The sequence below is a fragment of the Planococcus maritimus genome, from assembly GCF_001687625.2.
In the GTDB taxonomy this organism is placed as follows: Bacteria; Bacillota; Bacilli; order Bacillales_A; family Planococcaceae; genus Planococcus; species Planococcus maritimus.
This window is the reverse complement of sequence record NZ_CP016538.2, coordinates 2561493-2586863: the sequence shown is the minus strand read 5'-3', so window position 1 is coordinate 2586863 and position 25371 is coordinate 2561493. Positions and strand designations below refer to the sequence as shown.

Sequence of the window (25371 nt, the reverse complement as noted above, 5' to 3'; positions counted from 1 at the left end):
GCTGGGGGCGCATTTGCGCATTCACATACACAAGAAAATTTTAGGGGGAACACACATGAAGAAATGGCTCGTATTATTTCTGATGGCAATGTTCGTATTCGTTCTCGCCGCTTGTACAGCGAGCGAAGACGCGGGCAGTGATTCAGGCGAAGAAGGCACCGCAGATTCCGGCGGAGAGAAAACACTATTTATGAATAACGGTGAAGAACCGACTTCATTCGACCCATCGATCGGCTTTAACGCAGTATCATGGGGTGCTTTGAACAACTTAATGGAAGGTTTGACACGTCTTGATGAATCGTCTCAGCCAGTCGAAGCGACAGCTGAATCGATCGACGTCTCAGAAGACGGTTTGACCTACACGTTCAACATCCGTGAAGAGGCCAATTGGTCGAACGGCGAACCGGTCACAGCTGGCGATTTCGTATTCGCTTGGCAGCATATGCTGGACCCGGAAACAGCTTCTCCAGCCGCATTCCTTGCGTACTTCATTGAAGGCGCAGAAGCGTATAACAACGGAGAAGGCGCTGTAGAAGACGTGGCAATTTCTGCAGAAGACGACAAAACGTTTGTCGTGAAATTGACAGAGCCGACAGAAGCATTCTTGAACATCATCACCAACCCAAGCTTCTTCCCGATCCACGAAGCGACCGCTACGGAAAATCCGGACTGGCATACAGAAGCGGACAGCTTTGTCGGAAACGGGCCGTTCAACTTGGCTTCTTGGAGCCATGACGAAGATTTCGTTTTTGAGAAGAACGAAGAGTATTGGGACGCGGAAAACGTAAACTTGGATAAAGTCCACTGGGCAATGGTCAACGATCCGAACACAGAATACCAAATGTACGAAGCGGGCGAACTGGACGTATCGAGTGTACCAGCTGAAATGTCCGAGCAATTGCAGGATTCCCCTGAACTTGGCACGATGGACCAGGCAGGTACGTATTTCTATCGCTATAATGTAGAAGAAGAACCATTCACGAATAAAAAAGTCCGCCAAGCATTCGCTTACGCGGTGAACCAGGATGATATCGTCCAATACGTCACGAAAAACGGTGAAAAACCGGCGTACGGCTTTGTTTCTTACGGATTTGAAGGACCGAACGGCCAGGAATTCCGCGACGAAGCGGGCGAATTGGTGAAATTCGACGCTGACAAAGCGAAGCAATTGCTTGAAGAAGGTATGGAAGAAGAAGGCTGGGATGAACTGCCGCCAGTGACGATTTCCTACTCGACGAGCGAATCTCATCAAAACATTGCTGAAACATTGCAAGACCAGTTCAAGACTGCTTTGGATGTAGACGTTGAACTTCAAAACGTCGAGGCAAGCGTCTTCTTGACCGAGCAAAAAGAATTCAAATACCAATTGTCGCGCAGCTCATTCATCCATGACTACGCAGATCCAGTCAACGCGCTGGAAAGCTTCATCACTGACTCTTCCATGAACCGCACACAATGGTCCAACGAAGAATTCGACCAACTCATCGCAGAAGCGAAAGCAGAAACAGACTCTGCCGCACGCTGGGAAACATTGATCGAAGCAGAAAAAATCCTGATGGACGAAATGCCGATCTTCCCGATTCATTTCTATAACCAAGTCCAGCTGCAAAAAGAAGGCATCGAAGGCATCCTCCGCCATCCGGTAGGGTACATCGACCTTAAGACAGCGGATAAAAACTAAAAGCGACTGCCCCCGTTCAGCTCCGACAGGCGTAAGACAGATCAGCAATGCGGCGCTCTTTGCCGCAATGCTGGGTTGGCTTACGACCCGAGGAGTTGGGGGCAAGGAGCTGGATAAAACTAAAAGCGATCACGCCCGAGTCGAGGCTAAGCTAAGTGCGCGACGTCCTGTCGCAACGCTTAGCTGACCCGCTTCCGGCGGGCCCCCGACAGGCATAAGACAATTCCCCGAAGCGGCGCTCTTTGCCGCAATGCTGGGTTGGCTTACGACCCGAGGAGTTGGGGGCAAGGAGCTGGATAAAACTAAAAGCGATTACGCCTAATCAACGGTCGTAATCACTTGAAAAAACAGAAGCGCGGCCAAGCGCCGCGCTTTTCTGTTTTTCACTGAGGAAAACTGGTAGTTTTAATGAGTGAAGAACAGAAAACAAGAGGAGTGAGCAATATGCGCACAATGCCAAAACGATTGCAAAAAGGGGATACGGTGGGGATCATTTCTCCATCCAGCCCGCCGAACTTAGAGAATTTGAAAAAAGCTTTGCCATTTTTAGAAGAAATGGGATTGAACGTGAAAATGGGCAAATCCGTCGAAGCGAAAAATGGTTATTTAGCTGGAAGCGATGACGAGCGGTTAGCGGATTTACACGCCATGTTCGAAGACCCAGAAGTAAAAGCCATTATCTGTGCTGGCGGGGGATACGGAGCGGCTCGCTACGCAGACCGAATCGACTACGCCATGATCAAAGAAAACCCGAAGATTTTCTGGGGTTATTCAGATGTGACGTTCTTACATAATGCCATCGGAATGTATGCAGAACTGGTGACGTTCCACGGGCCGATGTTGGCGTCAGACGTTGGAAAGCCAGAATTTCACGAGCGCAGCGGCCGCATGTTCGGACAAATGTTTCAGCCTTTCGAACTGCATTACGATGAAACCATCTCTGAACTGGAAACTTTATCGGGCGGCATGGCTGATGGTGAACTAGTCGGGGGCAATTTATCCTTGATTCGCGGGACTCTTGGGACGAAATTCGAAATCGACACGAAAGAAAAGATCTTATTAATTGAAGATACGGGAGAAGAGCCATACCAAGTTGATGAAATGCTAAACCAGCTTAAAATGGCGCGCAAGTTCGAACAAGTGGCTGGGATTGTCATCGGCGATTTTAAAAACGCCGAGCCGAAAAAGCCTGAGCAATCGTGGACGCTCGACCAAGTATTGAATGATTATTTTAGCGACATGGACATTCCAGTCGTCAAAGGCTTTAAGATCGGCCATTGCGAACCGAATTTCTCTCTGCCGCTTGGCGTAAAAGCGCGGCTCGATGCCGATGCGAAAACTTTGACCATCCTGCCGGGGGTCGAGTGACATGTCCGTTGTAGCGTCTGTCGAGACCTACCGGATAGCGGTTCCTTTAAAAAAGCCGTTCAAGACTGCGCTCCGGACAGTAGAAGCAGCTGAGGCGGTCATCGTTCATCTCGCGACACAAGATGGACGCTCCGGTTTTGGGGAGGCACCGCCGACACACGTTATTACGGGCGATACGCTGGATGCCATCGAACAGGCAATCCAATTGATTGGCACAGGATTGATCGGGATGGACTTGCGGCGCCGTGACCAGCTTTTTGACAAGCTCCATAAAACGCTGGTCGGCAACACGAGCGCCAAAGCCGCTGTCGATATGGCGCTCTATGATTTGATTGCCCAACAGGCGGGTATGTCCTTGACCCAGTTTCTTGGCGGTTACCGGGAATCGATCGAGACCGATTACACGGTGTCGGTCAATGCGCCGGAAGAAATGGCCGAAGATGCGGCACACTATGAGCAGCAGGGCTTTACGGTCTTGAAGGTGAAAGTCGGAATCGACCAGGCGGAGAATGATTTCAAAAGAATCCAAGCGATCCGCAAGCGAGTTGGCGACAAAGTTACGTTACGTTTAGATGCCAACCAAGGATGGGACCCAAAATCGGCGGTGCGCATCATTACTCGGATGGAAGATGCCGGATTCAATATCGAATTGATCGAGCAGCCGGTGCTGGCCAATGATATTGAAGGCTTGAAATTCGTCACCGATCGCACCTTAACGCCAATCATGGCGGACGAGAGCGTGTTTTCACCAGTTGATGCAAGACGCGTTTTAGAATTGCGCGCAGCTGACTTGATTAATATTAAATTGATGAAAGCGGGCGGCATCCACCAAGCTTTGAAAATCAATGTGCTTGCTGAGGCTTTTGGCGTGCGGTGCATGACCGGCAGCATGATTGAATCGAAACTCGGCTTGACGGCAGCTGCTCATTTCGCAGCGAGCCAGCCGAATGTCACGCGTTTTGACTTTGATGCGCCGCTCATGCTGAAAGAGGATCTATTGCCGGGTGGCATCCAATATAGTGGCAAAGCTATCCACTTTTCAGATGAGCCAGGACTTGGCATCGATGCGGAGCAGTTCCTGGAAACTTTACGCGAACGGAGAGGATAATATGCCACAAACACAATCGACGGAATGGGTCTGCCGCGTCCCCGTGACAAGCGTCTGGACTCATCCCGATAAAGTTAGGGAAGTGGATGCATACGCTATTGCAGATATGCCGAACATCAATAAATGGCGTGAAGCGATGAACCAACAGCAAACGAAAGACCTCACTTTGGGCAATCGCCTTCAAACGCAGCTGCTATACCGAGAGCCTGTGTTAATAGAAGAAATTGACGGGGCATGGGCAAAGATCATCGCGCCTTGGCAGCCAAGCCATAAAGATGAGCGCGGCTATCCAGGGTGGGTGCCTCTAGCACATCTAAAGGAAACCGATTCACTCTCAGGGCGAAGCTATGCGCGCGTGACCGCTGATAAAGCGCAGTTATGGACGCTGGACCGCCTACCGCTTATGTCGATTCCGTTCAATAGCTTGTTGCCGGTCTACGATGCAAATGAAACCCATGTCCAAGTCTCCACGCCAGATGGCGATGCCCATATTGAAGCGCAGCACATCCAACTCGTTCCATCGCCCGAACAAATTCCATTGGGGAGTGGCTCGTCGATCGCCAGTATGGCAGAGCGGTTTTTGGGCTTGCAGTATTTCTGGGGCGGCATGTCGAGCTTCGGCTATGACTGCTCCGGCCTCGCCCATCATATGCTAAAAGCAAACGGTTTATACATATCACGCGATGCGGGAGATCAGTCGACAGAAGGAGTGGAAGTGGACCGATTTGATGCCGATGCTTGGCAAGTAGGCGATTTATTATTCTTCGCCTACGAAGAAGGACAAGGAAAACTTCATCATGTCGGCATTTACTACGGGCAAGGCATGATGATTCATTCACCCACATCCGGAAAAGCGATTGAAATCATCCGTCTCGAAGGCACAGTCTACGACAAAGAATTATGTGCCGTCCGCAGATTTACTCAGGAGGAAACTACATGACGAACGAAACTTTACTGTCCGTACAGGAACTCAAGCGCCATTTCGACCTCGGCAAAGACACGACCTTAAAAGCAGTCGACGGCATTTCTTTTGATATCAAGCGCGGCGAAACGTTCGGGCTCGTAGGAGAATCAGGTTGCGGCAAATCGACGGCCGGCCGGACCATTATGGGCTTGTACAGCTCGACAGACGGCAAAGTCGAATACAACGGCGTCGATATCCACAAGATGTCTGATAAGGACCGCTTCGATTACTTGCGCAATATGCAAATGATTTTCCAGGATCCATACGCATCTCTTAATCCGCGTTCAACCGTTTTCGAGATTATTGCTGAACCGATGCAAGTACATGGCTTGTATAAGAACAAAAAAGAGTTGCAGGCGCGCGTCTATCAATTGCTCGAAGACGTTGGGTTGAACCGTGATCATGCCAATCGCTATCCACATGAATTCTCCGGTGGGCAAAGACAGCGCATCGGCATCGCCCGGGCTTTATCGCTCGACCCGGATTTCATTATCGCCGACGAACCGATCTCGGCACTCGATGTGTCGGTCCAAGCGCAAGTCGTCATGCTCCTGCAAAAGCTGCAAAAGGAAAAAGGACTGACGTATTTATTCATTGCGCATGACCTCAGCATGGTCAAATACATATCCGATCGCATCGGCGTCATGTACTTGGGGCATATGGTCGAACTGACGACGGCCGACCAGTTGTATGACAAACCTTTGCATCCGTATACGGAAGCTTTGCTGTCAGCGATCCCGATTCCAGATCCAGATATCGAAGAAGCCCGCGAACGCGTGATTTTAGAAGGGGAACTTCCGAGCCCCATCGATCCGCCGAGCGGCTGTGTCTTCCGGACGCGCTGTCCGCATGCCATGAGCATTTGTGCAGAGAAAAAGCCGGCATGGCAGGAAAAAGAGCCCGGCCATTACGTCGCTTGTCATTTGTATGAGTAAGTGAAACAGATGAAATTACCATAAATTTATGCTATAATAGATAGATAATGTTTTCATTATAGAGAGGCGTGGATAACGATGGCATTTCAACCCCATGAAAAAGAAGTATCTGAATTTGTAGCGGCCCGTAAAATCGGCGAATGGATCTCATTCAACCGCAATGGCGTGGACGTTAACGGAACCATCTTCAAAATTATGGACAATTCGGTGATCGTCGAGATTTCACCAGAAGACGCCAAGGAAATCGGCGCTGCTTCCAACATGACCGTAATTTCACATAAGAAATACAAGATTGTCGCAGATCAATAAACGAAGCCTCCGCAGCCGCGGAGGTTTTTTCATTGTGTGGAATTAAGTGAAGTTAGCGAGTGTTTGTATGTGGAGATATTTCTATATTCCATTTAAGTTTCGCGTTGATAATCGCCGCCGGGCTTTGGGTTGGCCTCTTGCAATAAGCCAAGAAAAACACTTGTCTTATTGCATCGGCTCACCCTTTTACGCTAGGCGGCTTTGAGATTTCATTAGGTAATGCTAGTTTACATAGCTTTCTTTCTGTATTCAGTTGCCGGCTAGTGGGGAAATCGCTTCCCAGAACGCGGTATCTGGTACTGAGCTATTCGAATCGAAAAGCTTGTGGTGAATTAGCACGCACAATCGCATTATCTTTGTTCCAAATGATATAAGCTATAATTCATGAAACAAGCACACACATAATAATGAGTGAGGAGAAGAAGTTTCCTTCCACTCTAAAATTAAAGACGGAGTGGAGGGGGGCTGACGCCTGTGGGACCGCGCGGGCTGGCGAGACAAACGTGCCGCGCTTTTTGGCACGTTGGCTCAACACCCGCCCCACGGCAAGCAGCCCCCTGCAACGCAGTCGAAAAGCGTAAGCTTTTTCTGCTCACTTCTTTCACATCACTTTTCTTCATTAAACATCTCCTACTTCCACTCCACTTCACCCTTTACTAATTTGAAATTCACCACAATCCTATGCCATTCGTCTCAAAGCCACCAAATATTGAAAATTGTGGCAGGGAATTCGTTTCAAAGCGCTTGGTTTTTTGGTAAAGTAAAATTAAGCAGAACGCCATTTGCCTGAAAGGACTTAAGCGCATGATATCTGATTTTAAATTTTGGCATTTCTTCCTGAACCAAGGCCAACTCATACATAATTTACGACACACCGAAATGAGGCAAATCAATAAGCGATTGGCCGTTATCTTAGTGCTCGGCTTGCTGGTCTTTGCGTTACCTGAAATTTGGGGCATGAACACCGGATCGTTGACGCCATTGCTTGCGGCGGGCATGTTTGACGGTTATACGCTTGCGCGTTGGACATCGCTTGTCGGTACTTTGCTGTGGGGCGGTTTGTATTTAAGTTTCCACTTGTACATCGCCCCGTATTTATACGGCCGAATTATTGGCATCCCATGGAAGGCGATGCTTGTGATGCAAGCTTACGTTACGGCATTGTTAGTGCTTGAAAAAGGCTTGATCTTTGGAATATTCGCATGGAACGGCTACACAATGGCCTTTTCGCCATTTTCATTCGGGCCAATTGCTGCGACGTTCCTGGAAAATAGCTATTTGATCTATTTCTTTAACCAATTGACCTTGTTTACGTCATTGATCATTGCGATTCAGTATCGCTTCATCAAAAATTTCTCGCGTGTGTCACCGAAAATTATCTTGCTTTCACTGATCGTTATTCATGTGATTTCCGCATTGATTGTCGCGTTGTTCAGCCAAATTCCGGTTGATGAAATGCTTCGGGACTTTATGCAAGGGGGGCCGATTCTATGAACCGCTTTTTCTTTATCGGCTTGTCCATTGCCGTCGTCGCGTTTTTGACCTCGAACTTTTTATTGCTGTTCGGTGAAAAAAGCATCATTTCAAAAGAATTGTATGTCAGTGAATACGAGCAAGCATATACCCACACGTATACGGAAACTTTGCCGAAAGAAGCATTGACGGCACCGCAGGATACGATGGAAATTTACGTGCAAGACCATGAAGCGCTTGAGCAATGGCTCGTCAAAGAAGGCGACGCCGTGACAGCAGGTACTGAACTTGCTCGTTTGAACGAAAGCGAGTCGGAAGATCAGCGTGCCATTTGGCAGTCGGAGCAAAGCGCGCTGCAAGCAGAACGCAGTGAGGTCCAGTCGACTTTGCAGGAATTGACGCAAGCGCGGTCGTCTCAAGACAGCAGCGTGAACGAGAATTCCAACACGAGCTCGAGCTATCCAGGGCTTGGTGAAGACATGGAGCAAGAGCTGCGTATGGATGTCAATGTCTCAGTCGGCGTGGAAGTACCGGAAGACGGCGCGTATGCATCTGGCATCGCTCAGGCTCAGCAACGCTTAGCGGCGATTGATTCCGAGCTTGCGGTTGTCGAAGCGCAACTCGCTCAAAGCCAAGAGAACCCGGCGCTTATTAGCCCGGTCGATGGCACGGTCGCTAGCATCAATCGCGATTCTGCACCGCTCAGCATTGAAATTTACAATACGGAACGAGAATTTGTCACGTACCTGCTCGAAGATGAATGGCACGAAGTCGAACAGGCAGACCGCGTATTTATCCAGGCGCCAGGCATCGAAGGCGCGATTGCTGGAACGGTCCGCAGCGTTTCTGAAATTCCTGCGGAAGAATCGCAATGGTTCGAAGCGTATCGGGATCTCGGGCGCATCGAGCAAAACAACCCTATCGCCTTTTACGAAGTTCGTATCGCGCCTGAAGCACCGTTGCAAGACACCGTGCCTTATGGCAGCAACGTCAACGCTGAAATTACGTTGAATGAAGCACAAGATGCGATTGCCTTGCGTGATGGCTGGGTTTACGATGACGACGACACCCAAGGAACTACCTATACCTTGAATATCGATGGCCGCCCAAATACAGTGCCGGTCGAAATTGCCTTCGCGCAGCATGGCCGCGTCGTTCTCACGAGTGGCATGCAAGCTGGAGAGATTGCGATTAACGAAGAACAACTACATGATTATCCGGGACGGCCGAAGCTCTTCATGCCATTCCCGAGTCTTGCGCCAGACTTCACTTACGCAAAAAATACCGAATGGCGCGCTTATGTTGAATATTTATTGGCACGCTAAGCAAAACCTCCGGAGCCTTCCGGAGGTTTTCTTTATGGACAAGCCCATGTGGAAACCAATTTTTATTTTTGCCCAAAAGTGGCGAAGAAACTGGTGCTTAATTTACAGCGGCCATTGGTGTACGATAGACACAACACATTATAGCCATGGATCGGAGAGATACCCATGAAAGAAACAGATTGGCGCTTTCGTATCGCGCACCGGGAAGCTTGGATTGGCCTCGGCCTTGCGCTCTTCAACTTCGTCTGGTGGTTTGCTTTCGCCTACGGGCTAGGCAGTCGGCCAGTCGAAGAATATACGTACATACTCGGATTACCTGATTGGTTTTTCTATAGCTGCATCGTCGGCTTCCTGGTCATGGTTGTACTCGTCACAGTTATCGTCAAATTCTTCTTTGTCGATGTGCCGTTTGACGAAGAACAGGAGGAACACCGATGAACTATTCCGTTCTTATTCCCATGCTTGTCTTTTTAATTATCATTTTTTTCATCGGTTATTGGTCGAGCAGGAAACTGGCTAGCTCGTCGAACTTCATTAGTGATTATTTTCTCGGTGGTCGTGAACTCGGCGGGTTTGTCCTGGCGATGACGATGGTTGCGACATACGGCAGCGCTTCGAGTTTTCTTGGTGGTCCGGGAACCGCGTATACGATGGGGTTTGGCTGGGTGCTGCTGGCGATGACGCAAGTGGTCACCGGTTATTTTGTCTTGATGATTCTCGGAAAAAAATACGCTATCATGGCACGGCGCTATAACGCTGTCACAATGATCGATTTTTTAAAAGCCCGCTACAATAGCACAGTAGTCGTTTTATTATCTGCGCTAAGCATCATCATTTTCTTGTTTTCCGCAATGGCGGCACAGTGGATCGGCGGCGCGCGTCTTATCGAATCCTTAACGGGGCTCAGCTATCAATCAGCGTTGTTTTTATTTGCCGTTAGCGTCCTCGTCTACGTGACCATCGGCGGCTTCCGGGCTGTCGCTTTGACGGATGCGGTACAAGGGGCGGTCATGCTCGTCGGGACGCTCGTCTTGCTCATCGCCGTTATCATTTCGGGCGGTGGGGTTTCGAACATTATGCAAGATCTCATCAACGAAAATCCGAATTTGGTCACGCCGTACGGAGCGGAAGGCAATCTTAGTGCTGCTTACGTTTCCTCGTTCTGGATTCTCGTCGGCGTCGGCGTTGTCGGCTTGCCGCAAATCGCGGTGCGCGCAATGTCTTATAAAAACGCCCGCTCGATGCATCGTGCGCTCATCATCGGAACGGTGGTTACCGGATTCATCATGCTTAATATGCATTTGATTGGCGTGTTTGCCCGCCCGATTCTGCCAGGCATCGAAGTCGGTGACAAAGTCATTCCGCTCATTGCGCTTGAAACCTTGCCGCCGTGGGTTGCGGGAATTGTCCTCGCTGCTCCGATGGCGGCGATCATGTCGACAGTCGATTCACTGCTGCTTTTGGTCAGCTCTTCGATTGTGAAAGACGTTTACTTGAATTATGTGAAACCAGACGCCAGCCTCAAAACCATCAAGCGCATGTCGTTCGGGGTCACAGGAGTGCTCGGAACGATTGTCTTCTTGCTGGCGCTCGATCCGCCTGATTTGCTGATTTTCCTTAATTTATTTGCATTCGGCGGCCTGGAAGCGGCATTCATCTGGCCGATTGTGCTTGGGCTTTATTGGAAATGGGGCAATAAATACGGAGCGGTGGCGAGCATGGCGACAGGAATCATTAGCTATATCGCCTTGCATTTCTATAATATCGAAAACGGCAATTTGTTTGGCGTACATACCGTGACGGTACCGGTCCTGCTGTCGCTAGTGGCCTTTATCGCCTTTAGCCTACTGATCAACAGGCAGGCATATGATTACAACGCCATTCTATACAGAAATGAAAAACAAGCGTAAAATGATAGGCTATATCTGGAATAAAGGAAAGAAGGGCTGCACTTTTGACTCCATGGAAAATTTACGGCATCTTAACGTCCGTAATGGTCGTGTGGGGATTCAACCTCGCGGCAGTAAAGTATTTATTGGAATTTGTTGATCCGGTCACGCTGACGGCGTTTCGGATTTTGCTCGCCGGGGTGACGGTATTGATCATTTTGGCGTCGCTCGGCATGATGCGCTGGCCCAAACGCAGTGATTGGAAATACATCTTGCTGGGGGCTTTACTCAATGTAGTGACACACCATTATTTCCTGTCTCAGGGCTTGGCGATTACATCCGGAACAAACGCTGGTTTGATTCTCGGAACGGGGCCGATGCTCACGGCGGTTTTGGTTTCGCTGATTATGCGCATGGTGCCTTCTCGGCTGCAATGGTTGGGAGTCTTCATTGGTTTTACAGGCGTCGCCACAACGGTTATGGTCGGAAGTGACTCAGCTTCGGGCTTAAGTCTTGGGGATATATTGGTCTTCATTTCGATATTGGCACAAGTCTTCAGTTATATCGTTATCGCAAATGCGGCCCGTTCGTTGGATCCGCGCTTATTGACGGGATACATGCTCGTGACAGGGCCATTGTCTTATTTGTCATCGCGCTTATCCAAGAGCCGGGAGAAATTGCGGCATTTGCGGAAGTTCCGTCGTCGTTCTGGCTGGCTTTCTTCTTTTCGGGAATGATTGGGACAGCGGTCGGACATATGTTGTATAATTACTCAATTGGTCAAGCTGGCCCCACAAAAGCGGCCATTTTCATGAACTTGAATACCTTGTTTTCGCTTGTAGCTGCAAGCCTCATACTCGGTGAGACGATTACATCCGGCCATTTGATCGGTCTAGTGCTCATCGTCATCGGGGTGTTATTCGGCTCAGGTGCTGCGGAAGATTTGCTTCGAAAACGCAGGAAACGGCTCCCCGTATGAGCCGTTTTTTTCTATAGTGAAATAGCGAAAGGAGACGATATCATGGCGGGTCTATGGACAACACCACAACAAGTGCGCGAACTGACAGAACAATTGGTAGGCTGGGAGTCGCAAGGGCTGACAGAAGGGGAAGTGACATTCCCTGAAAAATTGCAAGCCAAGTTAATGGAGACAGCGTATTTTCATCAACACCCAGAATTTGTATCTTTGGGAGAGGTCAATAAGGAACGGCGTTATGTGACCGCTTTGTATAAGCATGAACAAGCCTCGCGCACCGTTGTGCTGCTCAGCCATTTCGATACGGTGGCTGTGCACGAATACGGAGATCTAGCTCCGCTTGCCTATCATCCGGCCGAGCTGGAGAAGGCATTCCATAAGATCAAAAGCGAATTCAAGCCGGAAATGCAGGCAGATCTTGCATCCGGGGATTATTTATTCGGCCGGGGCATCATGGACATGAAGTCGGGACTGGCTATTCATATGTCTTTGATTGAACGGGCCAGTTTAGAAAAATGGCCAATCAATATCGTCCTCATGTCGGTACCGGATGAAGAAATCAACTCAGCGGGCATGCGTTACGGTGTCTCGAAATTGCTGGATCTTGAACGTCAATACGATCTCGAGTACGTGCTGTTTTTAAACGGCGAACCGGTCTTTGCGAAATCACCAGGAGATGAATCGCAATACATCTATACCGGATCCATCGGAAAAATCATGCCGAGTGCCTTGTTTTACGGAAAAGAAACACACGCAGGAGAGCCGCTTGCCGGCATGACTTCAAGCTTTTTGTCGACGTATTTGACGCGCAAAATGGAATGGAATCCGGCGTTTTCCGAAACCGTTCACGGAGAAAAAACGCCCCTTCCCGTAACCCTGACGCAAGGGGATATGAAAGAAGAGTATTCAGTTCAAACCCCGTATCGCACCAAAGCGCTTTATAATGTGTTTACGATGGAAAGAAATGCACAGGACGTCATGGGGATTTTCGAAGGCCTGGCGAAAGAATCCGCCGCGGAATGCTTGGGGGATTATCGTTCTTTATGCCAAAAAGTCGGCATGGCGCCGCGTTTCGATGAAATCCGGGTCCTTCGGTACGAAGAACTGGTCGAGTACGCCAAAGAAAAATTCGGTCTCGATTATGTCAACCGGTTGATACGTGATACTTTGATGGACCCAGACCGCGATGTTCGCGACAAATCGTTCCATATCGCGGACATCTTGCTGCTCAATTGCCAGGAACTGACGCCTGGGATCGTCTTATTGTTCGCACCGCCTTATTACCCAGCGGTCAATTCAAGTGAAGACTCGTTCATCAAGGACTGCGTGGCATATGTAACCCAACACGCACGTGAACGTTTCAATTTGGAACTCGAGCAAGTACATTTTTTCAATGGCATTTCCGATCTCAGCTACGTCAATTACCGGGATACCTCGAGCGGTTGGATCAGCTATGAAAACAACACGCCGGTCTACGGCGATCTATACAGCATCCCGTTCCGTTCCATGCAGCAGCTCAACGCACCGGTATTGAATATCGGCCCTTTCGGCAAAGACCCGCATAAGCGCACCGAACGGCTCCATATGAAAAATGCTTTCGAAGAAATTCCGGAAATTATCGCTAGCTTGATTTTGCATATGGGGGAACAGGCAAACTAGGCCATTCAGAGAAAATGATTTTTGAAATCCAGTTTGTTTTGAAGCAAGAAGACAGGTACAATTCAACAAGATGAATAATGCAAAGGAGCGGATCTTGTATGCAGTTCAAACAGCAGACCGAATCGTATTTTGACCATTTCCATGCACATCCGGAAGTCAGCTTCAAAGAAGTCGAGACCACGAGAAAGCTTGCGCAGATTATGGAAGAACTTGGCGTGAAATACCGAACCTTCGACGATGTCACGGGATTGTTTGCAGAAATCGGTGAAGGGGGAGAAGTAATCGCGGTTCGGGCAGATATCGATGCCTTGTGGCAGGAAGTGAACGGCCGAGTGCAGGCCAATCATTCCTGTGGCCATGATGCCAATATGTCGATGGTGTTGGGGCGCTCCTGCGTTTGAAGGATGAAAAATTGACTAAACGCATCCGCTTTATTTTCCAGCCAGCTGAAGAACAAGGCAACGGTTCGCTTGCGATGATTGAGCGCGGCGCTTTGAAAGGAGTGACGCATTTGTTTGGTGTTCATCTGCGTCCCCAAGAAGAGCTGCCTTTTGGAAAAGTGACGCCAGCGCTTCATCACGGTTCGGGAATTTTCCTGAAAGGCAAAATTACCGGCGAAGATGCTCACGGGGCGCGGCCGCATCAAGGCAAAAACGCCATCGATGTTATCGCGGCGATCCACCAATTTGTGAAAACGGTTTACTTCTCGCCATTCGAATCGTATTCAGCTAAGCTGACGAATATCCAGACCGGCGGCGAAAGCTTGAACATCATTCCGGGAAGCGCTACTTTCGCGCTCGATGTGCGTTCGCAGTCGAATGCCTTGATGGACACGATGAAAGTTCGCTTAGAAGAAGGCTTGCGGGCGATTGCCGCACTTCACGGCGTGACAATCGACTTGAAATGGGACGATTACACACCGGCTGCTGAAGTGTCGGAAGAAGCGATGGAAATTGCCTCACAAGCGGTTCGCAATGTGCTCGGAGACGAGGCATTCGCAGAAGCGATCCAGACAACCGGAGCGGATGATTTTCATTTTTACACGATCAAACAGCCCGGCCTGAAAGCAGCAATGCTTGGAATCGGCGCCGATTTAACGCCTGGGCTGCATCATCCGGATATGAAATTCAACCGGGAAGCGCTTGATGTTGGAGCGCGGGTTTTAGCGGAAACATTACGCCTTGCTTAATCAGCTTGCCATGGATGTGCCCGGGATAGTTTTCGGGCACGGCCTTTAGGGTATGGGAACAGTGCAAAGACTATAGAAATGTTAAAGGGGTCATCGATATGGATGCAATATTCAACGGGTTGACGTGGATCGTCGACGAAGGCAATAACTTATTATGGACATACATATTGATCGGGCTCTTGCTCGGTCTTGGTTTATATTTCACCATCCGTACACGTTTTGTACAAGTGCGCTTATTTGGCGAGATGTTCCGTGTTATCACGGAAAAGAAAGATGGAACCGGCGGGATTTCCGCTTTCCAGGCCTTTACGATTTCGACCGCTTCACGCGTCGGGACCGGCAATATTACCGGTGTTGCTTTGGCTATAGCCATTGGCGGCCCGGGTGCGGTGTTTTGGATGTGGGTCGTGGCTCTGATCGGAATGGCTACTGCCTTTATCGAAAGTACGCTTGCTCAAGTTTACAAGATTAAAGACGGCGAGCAATTCCGTGGGGGCCCTGCTTATTATATGGAAAAAGCACTTGGCACACGGAAATTGGGCATTGTTTTTGCCATTCTCCTGACGCTTGCATTCGGCTTTATTTTCAACTCGGTCCAGTCGAACACCATAGCCCAATCAGTCGGCGAGGTATTAGACATCCCGAATTGGGTGGTCGGCGCAAGCTTAGTCGTGCTGTCTGCTATCGTTATCTTCGGCGGTGTCCGCCGCATCGCGCGTGTCACGCAAGTGGTGGTGCCGGTTATGGCGGTTGTTTATCTACTTGTTGTAGGATACATATCCATCCTAAACTTCACGGAAATTCCGGCAGTCTTCACTTTAATTATCCAAAATGCGTTTGGACTTGAGGAAGTGGTAGGCGGCGGTATCGGTGCTGCAATCATGCAAGGAATTCGCCGAGGCTTGTTCTCGAACGAAGCCGGCATGGGGTCTGTACCAAACGCTGCAGCTTCTGCGAACGTCTCGCACCCTGCTAAACAAGGACTCGTTCAAAGTCTTGGCGTGTTTTTCGATACGATCATCATTTGTTCGGCGACTGCGTTCGTCATCATTTTGGCGGACTTGTACCGCACAAGTGAACAGGAAGGCATCTTACTGACGCAAACTTCCCTCGAGATGCATGTCGGGGCATGGGCGCCTTATTTCCTGGCGATCGCCATCACGTTCTTCGCTTTCAGCTCGATTGTCGGGAACTATTATTACGGCGAGACGAATATCGAATTCATCAATGCGCATAGCTTATGGTTGACGGCTTATCGTTTTGGCGTCCTTGCGATGGTCATGTTCGGTTCAATCGCGCAAGTTCAACTGGTTTGGAATATGGCTGATCTCTTCATGGGAATGATGGCTGTCATCAACCTGATTGTCATTGCCCTGCTCGGGAAGATCGCTTTCCGCGTTCTCGACGATTATATGGGTCAACGAAAAGCCGGCAAGAATCCGGTATTCTATGCGAAAAATGTACCTGGCCTGAAAAATACGGAATGCTGGGGAGAAGAAGCACATCGTCATGACGAATAACTTCTAGCCTCTTCCGCATTTGCGGAAGAGGCTTTTCTTTGGGAACCCACAAGCCCATCACGCGTCCTGTAACGAAACCGTAATGAAAAATACACCAAAACGATTTCTGCCCAAGGCTTAGCTATGGTAGAATGAACTATTGATAATATGTGAGTTGAACAAAAAATGAACCAGTCAAAGAGAGCGATGTAATCGTTACAGGCAGACGCTTTCCTCGGGCATGGCTTGAGCCTCCTCGGTTGCTGCGCTTCCTGTGGGGTCTCAAGACTCATGTCGCTCCGTCGCGGCGCTCCATCACTGCTCCCGCAGGAAGCGAATCGTGCTTGACACGATTCGTTTGCGACACAGTAGCGCAGCGATGTTGGAGCATATTTTTGCCCTTCGCTGCCTTGCACTCTTAATATCTGGATATCAATAGATATGGAGCAAAATAGCGCAGACTCCTTGGGGATCAGCGAAGTGCTGAAATCCATTCGGGCAGTAAGCCCGAATTAGTTCAGCGCAAGCCCCCAGGAAAGCCAGCTGTTTTGCGGAATATCGTATGTAATGAAGTCTTAAAGACAACGTATTAGTTCAACTTATTTAGCAAAACTATTGAACCAAATCTCTGCTTGCAAAGCAGGCGATAAAAATTACTGGCAATTGAGGAGAATTAACGAAATGGAAAAAATCTGTGTAGTGGGATTAGGATATATCGGCTTGCCAACAGCGGTCATGTTTGCAAACCATGGTTATGAAGTTCACGGCGTGGACGTCAATCAAAAAGCGGTAGATATGCTGTCTGATGGGCAAATCCACATTGAAGAACCGTTTCTTCAGGATTACTTGAACAAAGCATTGGAAAAAGGGACTTTCTCGGTCTCAACAAAACCAGCGGAAGCAGACATGTTCATCATCGCTGTCCCGTCTCCAATCGCGGAAGACAAAACAGCAAACATGGATTACATCCGTGCTGCGACAGAATCGATCGTGCCGTACCTTAAAAAAGGCGATTTGGTCGTATTGGAATCTACTGTGCCACCGCGTACGGTACTTGATGTCATGATGCCGATTCTCGTGAAGAGCAATTTAGAAATCGGGACAGAACTATTTGTCTCGCATTCACCAGAACGCGTGATCCCTGGCAAAGTATTTGAAGAGCTCGTGAAAAATGACCGCATTATTGGCGGCATAAACGAGGAATCGTCAAAACGCACACAAGTCTATTACGAATCATTCGTCAAAGGCGAATTTATTTTAACTGATGCAACTACGGCTGAGATGGTCAAGGTCATGGAAAACACTTACCGTGATGTCAACATCGCTTTCGCGAATGAAATCGCGAAAATCTCGGACAATGTTGGTGTTGATGCTTGGGAAGCGATTCGCCTCGCGAACCACCATCCACGCGTCAATATCCACTTGCCAGGCCCAGGCGTCGGCGGGCATTGCATCGCTGTCGATCCATGGTTCTTAGTGGAAAAAGAGCAGGAGCTTTCGAAAATCATCCATTTGTCTCGTACGACAAATGATGGCATGCCACAATACACAGCTGACAAAATCGACGACATCCTAAAAGACGTCGCCGATGCGAAAGTCGCTGTATTTGGTTTGGCCTTTAAAGGCAATATCGACGACATCCGCGAGAGCCCGTCAATGGAAGTGCTGGAACATTTAAAAGCTAAAAACTTGCGTATTGCTTCATTTGACCCGCATGTCAAAGAAAACAAAGCGCCGTTCCAGACGCAAAGCTACGACGAAGCAGTCGAAGGTGCAGACTTGATCGTTATCTTGACCGATCACAAAGCATTTAAAGAATACGATCCGAAAACAATGGGCGGAACGATGCGCCATCAAGCCATTTTTGACACAAAAAATGCCATCAGCCGCGAAACCTATGAACAAGCCGGATTCACGGTTTACCGTCTTGGCGACGGCAAAGGCAACCCAAAAAATTAAAATACACGGCCGCATTTTCAAACCATTGGAAATGCGGTTTTGCATGGAGGCACGAACTACATGAAAGAAGAAATTTTAGGCGTTACCGTCAATAAAGAAACCGAACAACAATTGCTTGGCAAAATCCAAACCGATATCGAACTCGGTCGGAAATCGCGCATTGTCGCCATCAACCCGGAAAAAGTCATGATGGCTTCAAAAGACCCGGCGTTGCGTACGCTTTTGAACGAATCGACGTATCAGATTCCAGATGGCGTCGGCATTAAAATTGCTTCCCGTATGCGCGGGGGCGAAATTCGCGAACGTGTTACAGGCATCGGCATGATGGATGCATTGCTTCGACTCGCCCATCAACACGGCCACCGTATTTTTATGTACGGCGCGAAAAAAGCGACGGTTGAATTAGCTGCGCAAAACATCCAAGCGAAATACCCGAACCTTGTAGTTGCTGGGACATTGGATGGCTACGAAAAAGACCCGGCCAAAATCATCGAAACCATCAACGCCGCACAGCCGCAAATCCTGTTTGTCGCACTTGGCAGTCCGAAACAAGAGCTCTTCATCCGTGAAAACATGGAGCAATTGGACGTCAATATCTTCCAAGGTGTCGGCGGCAGTTTCGATGTCTATAGCGGCAATGTCAAACGCGCTCCGAAACTGTTTTTGAACACAGGAACGGAATGGCTATACCGTTTGGCGAGTCAGCCGACGCGCATCAAACGCCAAATGGCGCTCCCGCAATTCCTCATCAAAGCCGTGCGCGACAAAGGCGGCAGCCGCCGATGAAAGTATTGCATGTCATTAGCGGAGGCGAAACGGGAGGCTCGAAAAAGCATTTATTGCAGCTATTAACCAACTCTCCTGTAGAAGCAGAGTTGCTATTACTCACTGAAGGCGCTTTTGCGGAAGACGCACGAAAAGCCGGGATTCCCGTGACGGTCGTTCAGCAAAATAGCCGCCTGGACCGGTCTGCGCCTAGGAAGATTTTGCTGGTCTTGAAAAAAGGCAGATTCTCCATCGTTCATACCCACGGGGCGCGGGCGAATTTCCTGATTGATTCCGTCTACAAAAAACTGGGAATGCCTTGGTTCATTACGGTCCATAGCGACCCGACACTCGACTTTCTCCACCAGCCGAAACCGCTCGCCAAGGTATTCACCATCTTGAACCAGCGGGCGATGCGCCGTGCAGACCATTTGTTTGCCGTGTCGGAGAAATTCAAGGATATGCTGGTCCAAATGGGCGTGAAGCCAAACAGAATCACGCCGGTGTTCAACGGCATCAATTTCCATGAAACTTTGCCGGATTTTGATAAGCGCGCAATTCGTGAATCTCTTAGTACCGGAGAAGACGATTTCGTTTTCGCGATTGTGGCACGGCTCCATCCCGTCAAAGGGCATGATATCCTGCTCAATGCTTTCGCACAGATCAATCAGCCGTGTAAACTATGGGTAATCGGCGACGGTGATCGCAGCCAAAAATTACGTGATCAAGCAGCGGCACTCGGCATCGAAAATCGCGTCCAGTTCTTGGGAGCACGCACGGATGTGGACCGATTACTGTATGCAGCCGACGTCTCCTTATTGACTTCGCATAGCGAAAGCTTTCCGCTCGTCCTGTTGGAATCTGCAGATATGGCGACGCCTGTCATTGCGACGAATGTGGGCGGCGTACCAGCACTCGTCGATCCTGGAAAAACCGGATGGATCGTGGAACCAGGGCGGGTAGACGCGCTCGAACATGTCATGGCAAAAGCGATGCAAGCAAACACACAGGAAATGGGAAGCATGCTTCGGAGCTTTGCAAAAGAAAATTTTTCCAACGAGAAATTACAGCAAGAAATTCGCCAAATCTATGAAACTGTCTTGAAGCTAAACTAGGTAATTACTCCTGTTTATTTTAAACTGTAAATTTTATGAAACATATCGTTCAGCCTATACAGGACGCGGTTTTAACAACCCCTTGAGCACAGTCTCAAGGGGTTTTTCGTTGTCCCTGTAATATAAATGTAATATTACTCTCATAAATTCAATGATAAACTCTGAATTATTCAGAAATAAAAATTGCCTAATACATACAGAATATACAGACTATATAACTCAGGGGGAAACAGAAGCATATGAAAATGACAAAATGGTTTGGAACAATGATCGCTGCAACTGCTTTATCAATCACTGCTTTCGCTTCCACTTCGGAAGCAAGCGTCTTTGAAAACTTTGACCGCATCTCAGGATCGGACCGCTACGAAACATCCATCAAAGTAGCACGAGCAGGATGGGGCTACCACAGCACGAATCACGTTGTCCTCGTTATTGGCGATAACTACCCGGATGCTCTTGCCGGAGCACCGCTCGCTAAAAAAATGAACGCGCCGATCCTATTGGTGAAAAAAGATGCTGTACCTGCATCGATCATGTCTGAAATCGGCCGCCTTGGGGCCAAGAACGCTACCATCCTTGGCGGTGAAAGCGTCATTTCCGATAAAGTCGTCAGCCAATTAAAAGAACAGGGCATGACTGTCGAACGCATCGCCGGCAGCAACCGCTCTGAAACCTCTGCATTAATCGCAGCGAAAGTGGGCGGAACGTCAGCAGTCGTCGCTAGTGGATCCGGTTATGCCGATTCCTTGTCAATCGCTTCACATGCTGCTGAAACAGGCAAGCCAATCCTCTTAACTTCAGGAAACGGCATGTCAAAAGAAGTCGCAGCAGCCGTGAAAAATTATAAAACTGTCACAGTCGTAGGCGGCGAAAGTGCTGTCAGTTCCGAAGTCTACAAAAAAATCGACGAAACAGCAGCCGTATCACGCATTTCCGGTAAAGACCGCTATGCTACTGCCGCAGCAGTGGTCGCAAAACTTTACCCAACGACAGTTAACGATTCACTTGTAGCTTCCGGGCAGCAGTTTGCCGATGCCTTGACGGGCTCTGCTCTTGGCGGGAAACAAAAAAAACCGGTTCTGTTAGTTCGTCAAGCTGACTTACCATCCTCTACTAAAGACATCATTAACAATAAAAATGTCGACAAGCTAACGGTTATCGGAGGCGAAACGGCTGTTTCAAAAGAAGCCTTGAACCCGAATCCAAAACCCGCAGCCATTCCAGTTGTTAAACCATCTGCAGACATTCGCGATGAGATTATTGAAGAAGCGAGAAAATATATCGGTACACCGTATCGCTGGGGCGGAACAACGCCATCAGGGTTTGATTGCTCAGGTTATTTGATGTATGTCTTTAATAAAAAGGGAATCACGATTCCAAGAACAACGGCATTGATGGCAGAATCCGGCAAGCCGGTCAGCTATTCAAACGTGAAAGTCGGCGATATTGTCCTGTTAGATTTGGTGAGAAGTACACCAACGCGTCCAACCCATGCTGGTATTTATATTGGGGATGGAAAAATCATCCATGCTGGGACAAGTACAGGAGTTGCGATTACAGCTCTTGACACATCTTGGGGACATTGGGACAAGAAAATCGTCACAATCCGCTCGTACACAGATTAAAAAATGGCTTCGGCCATTTTTTTTTGCCCGTAAAGATAGAAATCAAGGCAAAGAACAAGGATAGAGAAATTCATTGGTGGTATTATTTGCATAAATTTAGAAAATTTATGTACCTTTTAATAAAAATCTAGAATATACTGTTAAAAAAGAGCGATTTTGCATTTAAAACATCGTAAATAGGGGGAACCGCATTGAGAATTTTATTAAAGGGTTTGGCCATGCTATTGTTCATCGGCGTTCTTGCTGGGGGAGCGGTAAATGCTTCTGCTGCAGAAGATTTCACTGTGAAAGTTCGTTTAACTAATAGCTTGGGCACCAACAGCAGCTTTGATTTTGTCCCACAAGGCAGTTCGCAACTAACAGAAGACAAAACTGTAAAGTTGGAAAAAGGTGTCCGTTACCAGGTGCAAGTATCCTCTGGGAAACTGGTACTAAAAAAAGGCAGTCAAACCTTAAAGAGCGGCTTGAACACCGTGACGATTGAGCCGTCCGTCTATTCGAAGGCAAATAATGTCCATCTTTACAAACCTGGATCTCAGACGATCTATCCGTATCTTGGGACAATTCTCTTCCGGATGTCCGGCACAACAAAAATACAGCCGGTGAATTCTTTGGAATTTGAAGATTATTTAAAAGGGGTCGTGCCATCTGAAAGCCCAGCGAGTTGGGGTGCCAGCGGCGGAATGGAATCGCTGAAAGCTCAAGCGATTGCCGCCCGGTCCTATGTATTCTCAAAAATGAGCCAAAGCACGCTAGAAATCGACGATACGACAACTTTCCAAGTGTACAAAGGCTTTATGTGGGATCCTTTATCCCCTCATTACAAATCAGCATATGAATATACGAATCGTGCAGTCGATGAAACCCAAGGCCAAATTCTTACCTACAAAAAGTCGGGCGGCCAGACGGGCTTTGTCACAGCCTATTTCTCATCAAGTAACGGCGGGCAAACTGAACTGCCTGAACAATACTGGTCGGGCAAACTGCCTTATCTATCTGCAACGCAAAAAGACGAGTTCGACAAGACAAGCGTTTTGTGGAAACTCAATTGGCTCAAACAGCAGCTTCCGGCAACTACCGATTTGATGGCTCCGGCTACATGGTGGGATACGACGCCTGAACTGAACTTAAATAGCGCACTAGTCGGCAATGAAAGCAAAACCGCGTTCACCAACTTCAAAAAAGATTTATTGGCAAAAGCAAAAGCACAAGATTCGACAGTCGAATCGATCAAAATCGCTTCCATCAACAATATCCAAACTGAAAACTTCTCGAACACTGGAAAAGTTCAATCCATCACGCTGGAAATGGATTATTACATTCGCCATCGCGAAAACGATGCGTTGAATTTTGATATGGCAGCTGGTGCAGCCTCTAAAACACTAGCTGGAGAAAACCGCTACGACACAGCTGTCGAAATCGCCAAAGAGACAGTCGGTACTGAAAAAGCACCTGCCATCGTTCTTGGCCGCGGCGATGTTCCGGCCGATGCGCTAGCAGGAACCGTACTTGCACATAAACAAAGCGCGCCCGTCTTATTGACCCGAAATGACAGCTTGCCAGCATCAGTTGAAAACTTCCTGGAGCAACAAACCGTCAAAGGAGCAACAGTTTATTTGCTTGGCGGAACTTCGGCAATCTCTGAAAATGTAGAACAAACATTAAAGCAAAAAGGATTCCAAACCAAACGTCTGGCGGGTAAAAACCGTTCAGAAACTTCGCTATTGATCGCACAGGAAATCGGACAAATGCAAACCGTGCTATTCGCAACAGGCAATAACAACTCTTCCGATGCCCTATCTGCCTCTGCTTATGCAGCCGCGCATCAATTGCCAATCATCATTCACATGGGTGACAAGAGTCCAGAATCGACACTGTCCTTCTTGGAAAATCAGTCTACGGAAAAAGCCATCTTGATTGGGGGCACGACAGTTGTGCCAGAAGCGGTCGAATCGGCATTATTCGAACGTGGCATCATCAGCAACCGCATCAGCGGCAAAGACCGCGTGGCCACCAGTTTGGAAATCAATCGATTGTTGCCAATGAACGGCAAAAACTTGGTTGTTGGCAATGCCCATTCATTCGTTGATGCACTTGCAGGCTCTGTCCTTGCAGCGAAAACAAACTCGCCGATCCTGATGCTGCACCCAGACCCAGATCGTTTGCCGGCTGAGCATATGGAACAAATCAGCAAACTGACAAAAGACCAAGCTTATTACCTGGGTGGCGAATCCGTTATTCCATCTGCTTTGAAAACAGCAAGCAACGAATACATCGGTTCGTCATTGAAAAAGCACCAAGCAATCATCACCTACCAAGCAGGCAAATCGCCAAACATAACTGCCTTCCGGACATTAATGGGAGCAGCTAATTTGAAAAGTGTCGACTTTGACGTAGTAGACTCAGCAGACCGTTTCGTCATGGACGGCAGTGGCTTCGGCCACGGCATCGGCATGAGCCAATGGGGCTCCTACTATCGCTCTAAAGCCGGACACAGTGCCGAACAAATCTTAAACTTCTATTACCAGAACGTATCGATCGAACACACTTCCCAATTTGTAAAATAAATAGTATCGATGATCTGACAAAAGCCGTCCTCACCAGGGCGGCTTTTTTATGTGATGAAATATTAGAAAAGAAGAGAGGTGGGAGGTCATTGTTTTTTCAGTCCGCTCGAAGTTCCTTAGCTATGGACAGAAGCTAATGAATCCTGCTCCATCCAAACAAGCTCAGGCTCCAAGGCACTTTTTCAGATACCACCTCCCAAGAAGCAATTTCCCAATAGACGGCAACTACCTAAAAAAGCAGATCGTCCTAAACACTCTCCGACCAATGAAATCACCAAGCCGCCGAGCGTAAAAGGGTGAGCCGACGCCGTAAGACAGGCGTTCTTCCTGGCTTACGGCAAGAGGCCAACCCAAAGCCCGGCGGCGACTAAAAAGCTGAAGCAACGCTAGAAAGCCAAAACGATTGCACAAGCTAATTCTCGCTAGCTGCTTCAATCACATTCCGGGAAGCGATTCCCCCACAAGCCGGCAACTGGATAAAGAAGCAGATCGCCCTAAACACTCTCCGACCAATGAAATCACCAAGCCGCCGAGCGTATAGGGGTGAGCCGATGCCGTAAGACAGGCGTACTTCCTGGCTTATGGCAAGAGGCCAACCCAAAGCCCGGCGGCGACTAAAAAGCTGAAGCAACGCTAGAAAGCTAAAACGATTCCACAAGCTAACTCTCGCTAGCTGTTTCAACCACATTCCGGGAAGCGATTCCCCCGCTAGCCGGCAACTGGATAAAGAAGCAGATCGCTCTAAACACTCTCCGACCAATGAAATCACCAAGCCGCCGAGCGCAAAAGGGTGAGCCGACGCCGTAAGACAGGCGTTCTTCCTGGCTTACGGTGGGAGGCCAACCCAAAGCCCGGCGGCGACTAAAAAGCTGAAGCATCGCTAGAAAGCCAAAACGATTCCACGCACCTTCGATCCCGAAAGCAAGCCCGTTTATTAATTTTCCGTAAAATTCCAATCTCTCTTA

General features: G+C 48.6%; 19 protein-coding genes and 1 pseudogene. All 20 read left to right on the top strand.

Annotated features, from left to right (window positions below):
- Positions 1 to 55: 55 nt before the first annotated feature.
- The gene (locus BBI11_RS12850) at positions 56 to 1681 is read left to right on the top strand and encodes a peptide ABC transporter substrate-binding protein (RefSeq protein ID WP_068464098.1); all 1626 of its coding nucleotides are present in this window, start codon (positions 56 to 58) and stop codon (positions 1679 to 1681) included.
- 444 nt (positions 1682 to 2125) lie between these two features.
- Positions 2126 to 3049 carry a S66 peptidase family protein gene (locus BBI11_RS12845; protein WP_068464095.1) on the top strand — a complete coding sequence of 308 codons (924 nt, stop codon included), beginning with the start codon at positions 2126 to 2128 and terminating at the stop codon, positions 3047 to 3049.
- 1 nt (position 3050) lies between these two features.
- Positions 3051 to 4157 carry a dipeptide epimerase gene (locus tag BBI11_RS12840; protein WP_068464092.1) on the top strand — a complete coding sequence of 369 codons (1107 nt, stop codon included), beginning with the start codon at positions 3051 to 3053 and terminating at the stop codon, positions 4155 to 4157.
- A 1-nt stretch (position 4158) separates the two neighbouring features.
- Positions 4159 to 5097, top strand: a complete 939-nt coding sequence (locus BBI11_RS12835; protein WP_068464089.1) for a C40 family peptidase — start codon at positions 4159 to 4161, stop codon at positions 5095 to 5097.
- A complete protein-coding gene (locus BBI11_RS12830) occupies positions 5094 to 6056 on the top strand; it encodes an ABC transporter ATP-binding protein (RefSeq protein ID WP_068464086.1) in 963 nt (320 codons plus the stop codon). The genes BBI11_RS12835 and BBI11_RS12830 overlap by 4 nt, the downstream gene beginning before the upstream one ends.
- A gap of 78 nt (positions 6057 to 6134) precedes the next feature.
- The gene (locus tag BBI11_RS12825) at positions 6135 to 6365 is read left to right on the top strand and encodes a DUF2187 family protein (protein WP_068464082.1); all 231 of its coding nucleotides are present in this window, start codon (positions 6135 to 6137) and stop codon (positions 6363 to 6365) included.
- 879 nt (positions 6366 to 7244) lie between these two features.
- On the top strand, positions 7245 to 7859 hold the full coding sequence (locus BBI11_RS12820) for a hypothetical protein (RefSeq protein ID WP_083389151.1): 615 nt from the start codon (positions 7245 to 7247) through the stop codon (positions 7857 to 7859).
- Positions 7856 to 9163 (top strand): efflux RND transporter periplasmic adaptor subunit, encoded by a 1308-nt coding sequence (locus BBI11_RS12815; protein WP_068464076.1) that lies wholly within the window; start codon positions 7856 to 7858, stop codon positions 9161 to 9163. Before BBI11_RS12820 ends, BBI11_RS12815 begins: the two co-directional genes overlap by 4 nt.
- Before the next feature lie 165 nt (positions 9164 to 9328).
- A complete protein-coding gene (locus BBI11_RS12810; RefSeq protein ID WP_068464073.1) occupies positions 9329 to 9601 on the top strand; it encodes a YhdT family protein in 273 nt (90 codons plus the stop codon).
- On the top strand, positions 9598 to 11073 hold the full coding sequence (gene panF, locus BBI11_RS12805) for a sodium/pantothenate symporter (protein WP_068464070.1): 1476 nt from the start codon (positions 9598 to 9600) through the stop codon (positions 11071 to 11073). Before BBI11_RS12810 ends, panF begins: the two co-directional genes overlap by 4 nt.
- Before the next feature lie 44 nt (positions 11074 to 11117).
- Positions 11118 to 11789 (top strand): DMT family transporter, encoded by a 672-nt coding sequence (locus BBI11_RS12800; RefSeq protein ID WP_335645514.1) that lies wholly within the window; start codon positions 11118 to 11120, stop codon positions 11787 to 11789.
- Positions 11687 to 12031 carry an EamA family transporter gene (locus BBI11_RS16735; protein ID WP_335645556.1) on the top strand — a complete coding sequence of 115 codons (345 nt, stop codon included), beginning with the start codon at positions 11687 to 11689 and terminating at the stop codon, positions 12029 to 12031. Before BBI11_RS12800 ends, BBI11_RS16735 begins: the two co-directional genes overlap by 103 nt.
- A gap of 42 nt (positions 12032 to 12073) precedes the next feature.
- Positions 12074 to 13687 carry a M20/M25/M40 family metallo-hydrolase gene (locus BBI11_RS12795; RefSeq protein WP_068464068.1) on the top strand — a complete coding sequence of 538 codons (1614 nt, stop codon included), beginning with the start codon at positions 12074 to 12076 and terminating at the stop codon, positions 13685 to 13687.
- A gap of 98 nt (positions 13688 to 13785) precedes the next feature.
- Positions 13786 to 14876: pseudogene (locus tag BBI11_RS12790) on the top strand (amidohydrolase).
- A 98-nt stretch (positions 14877 to 14974) separates the two neighbouring features.
- Positions 14975 to 16396 (top strand): alanine/glycine:cation symporter family protein, encoded by a 1422-nt coding sequence (locus BBI11_RS12785; protein WP_068464065.1) that lies wholly within the window; start codon positions 14975 to 14977, stop codon positions 16394 to 16396.
- Between the two features lie 660 nt (positions 16397 to 17056).
- Positions 17057 to 18334: a nucleotide sugar dehydrogenase gene (locus BBI11_RS12780; RefSeq protein ID WP_068464062.1), complete on the top strand. Its 1278-nt coding sequence runs from the start codon at positions 17057 to 17059 to the stop codon at positions 18332 to 18334.
- Positions 18335 to 18394: 60 nt separating this feature from the next.
- The gene (locus BBI11_RS12775) at positions 18395 to 19120 is read left to right on the top strand and encodes a WecB/TagA/CpsF family glycosyltransferase (RefSeq protein ID WP_068464060.1); all 726 of its coding nucleotides are present in this window, start codon (positions 18395 to 18397) and stop codon (positions 19118 to 19120) included.
- Positions 19117 to 20214 carry a glycosyltransferase gene (locus tag BBI11_RS12770; protein WP_068464057.1) on the top strand — a complete coding sequence of 366 codons (1098 nt, stop codon included), beginning with the start codon at positions 19117 to 19119 and terminating at the stop codon, positions 20212 to 20214. Before BBI11_RS12775 ends, BBI11_RS12770 begins: the two co-directional genes overlap by 4 nt.
- A 239-nt stretch (positions 20215 to 20453) precedes the next feature.
- On the top strand, positions 20454 to 21839 hold the full coding sequence (locus BBI11_RS12765; protein ID WP_068464054.1) for a cell wall-binding repeat-containing protein: 1386 nt from the start codon (positions 20454 to 20456) through the stop codon (positions 21837 to 21839).
- Between the two features lie 191 nt (positions 21840 to 22030).
- Positions 22031 to 24406 carry a SpoIID/LytB domain-containing protein gene (locus tag BBI11_RS12760; RefSeq protein WP_068464051.1) on the top strand — a complete coding sequence of 792 codons (2376 nt, stop codon included), beginning with the start codon at positions 22031 to 22033 and terminating at the stop codon, positions 24404 to 24406.
- Positions 24407 to 25371 lie beyond the last annotated feature (965 nt).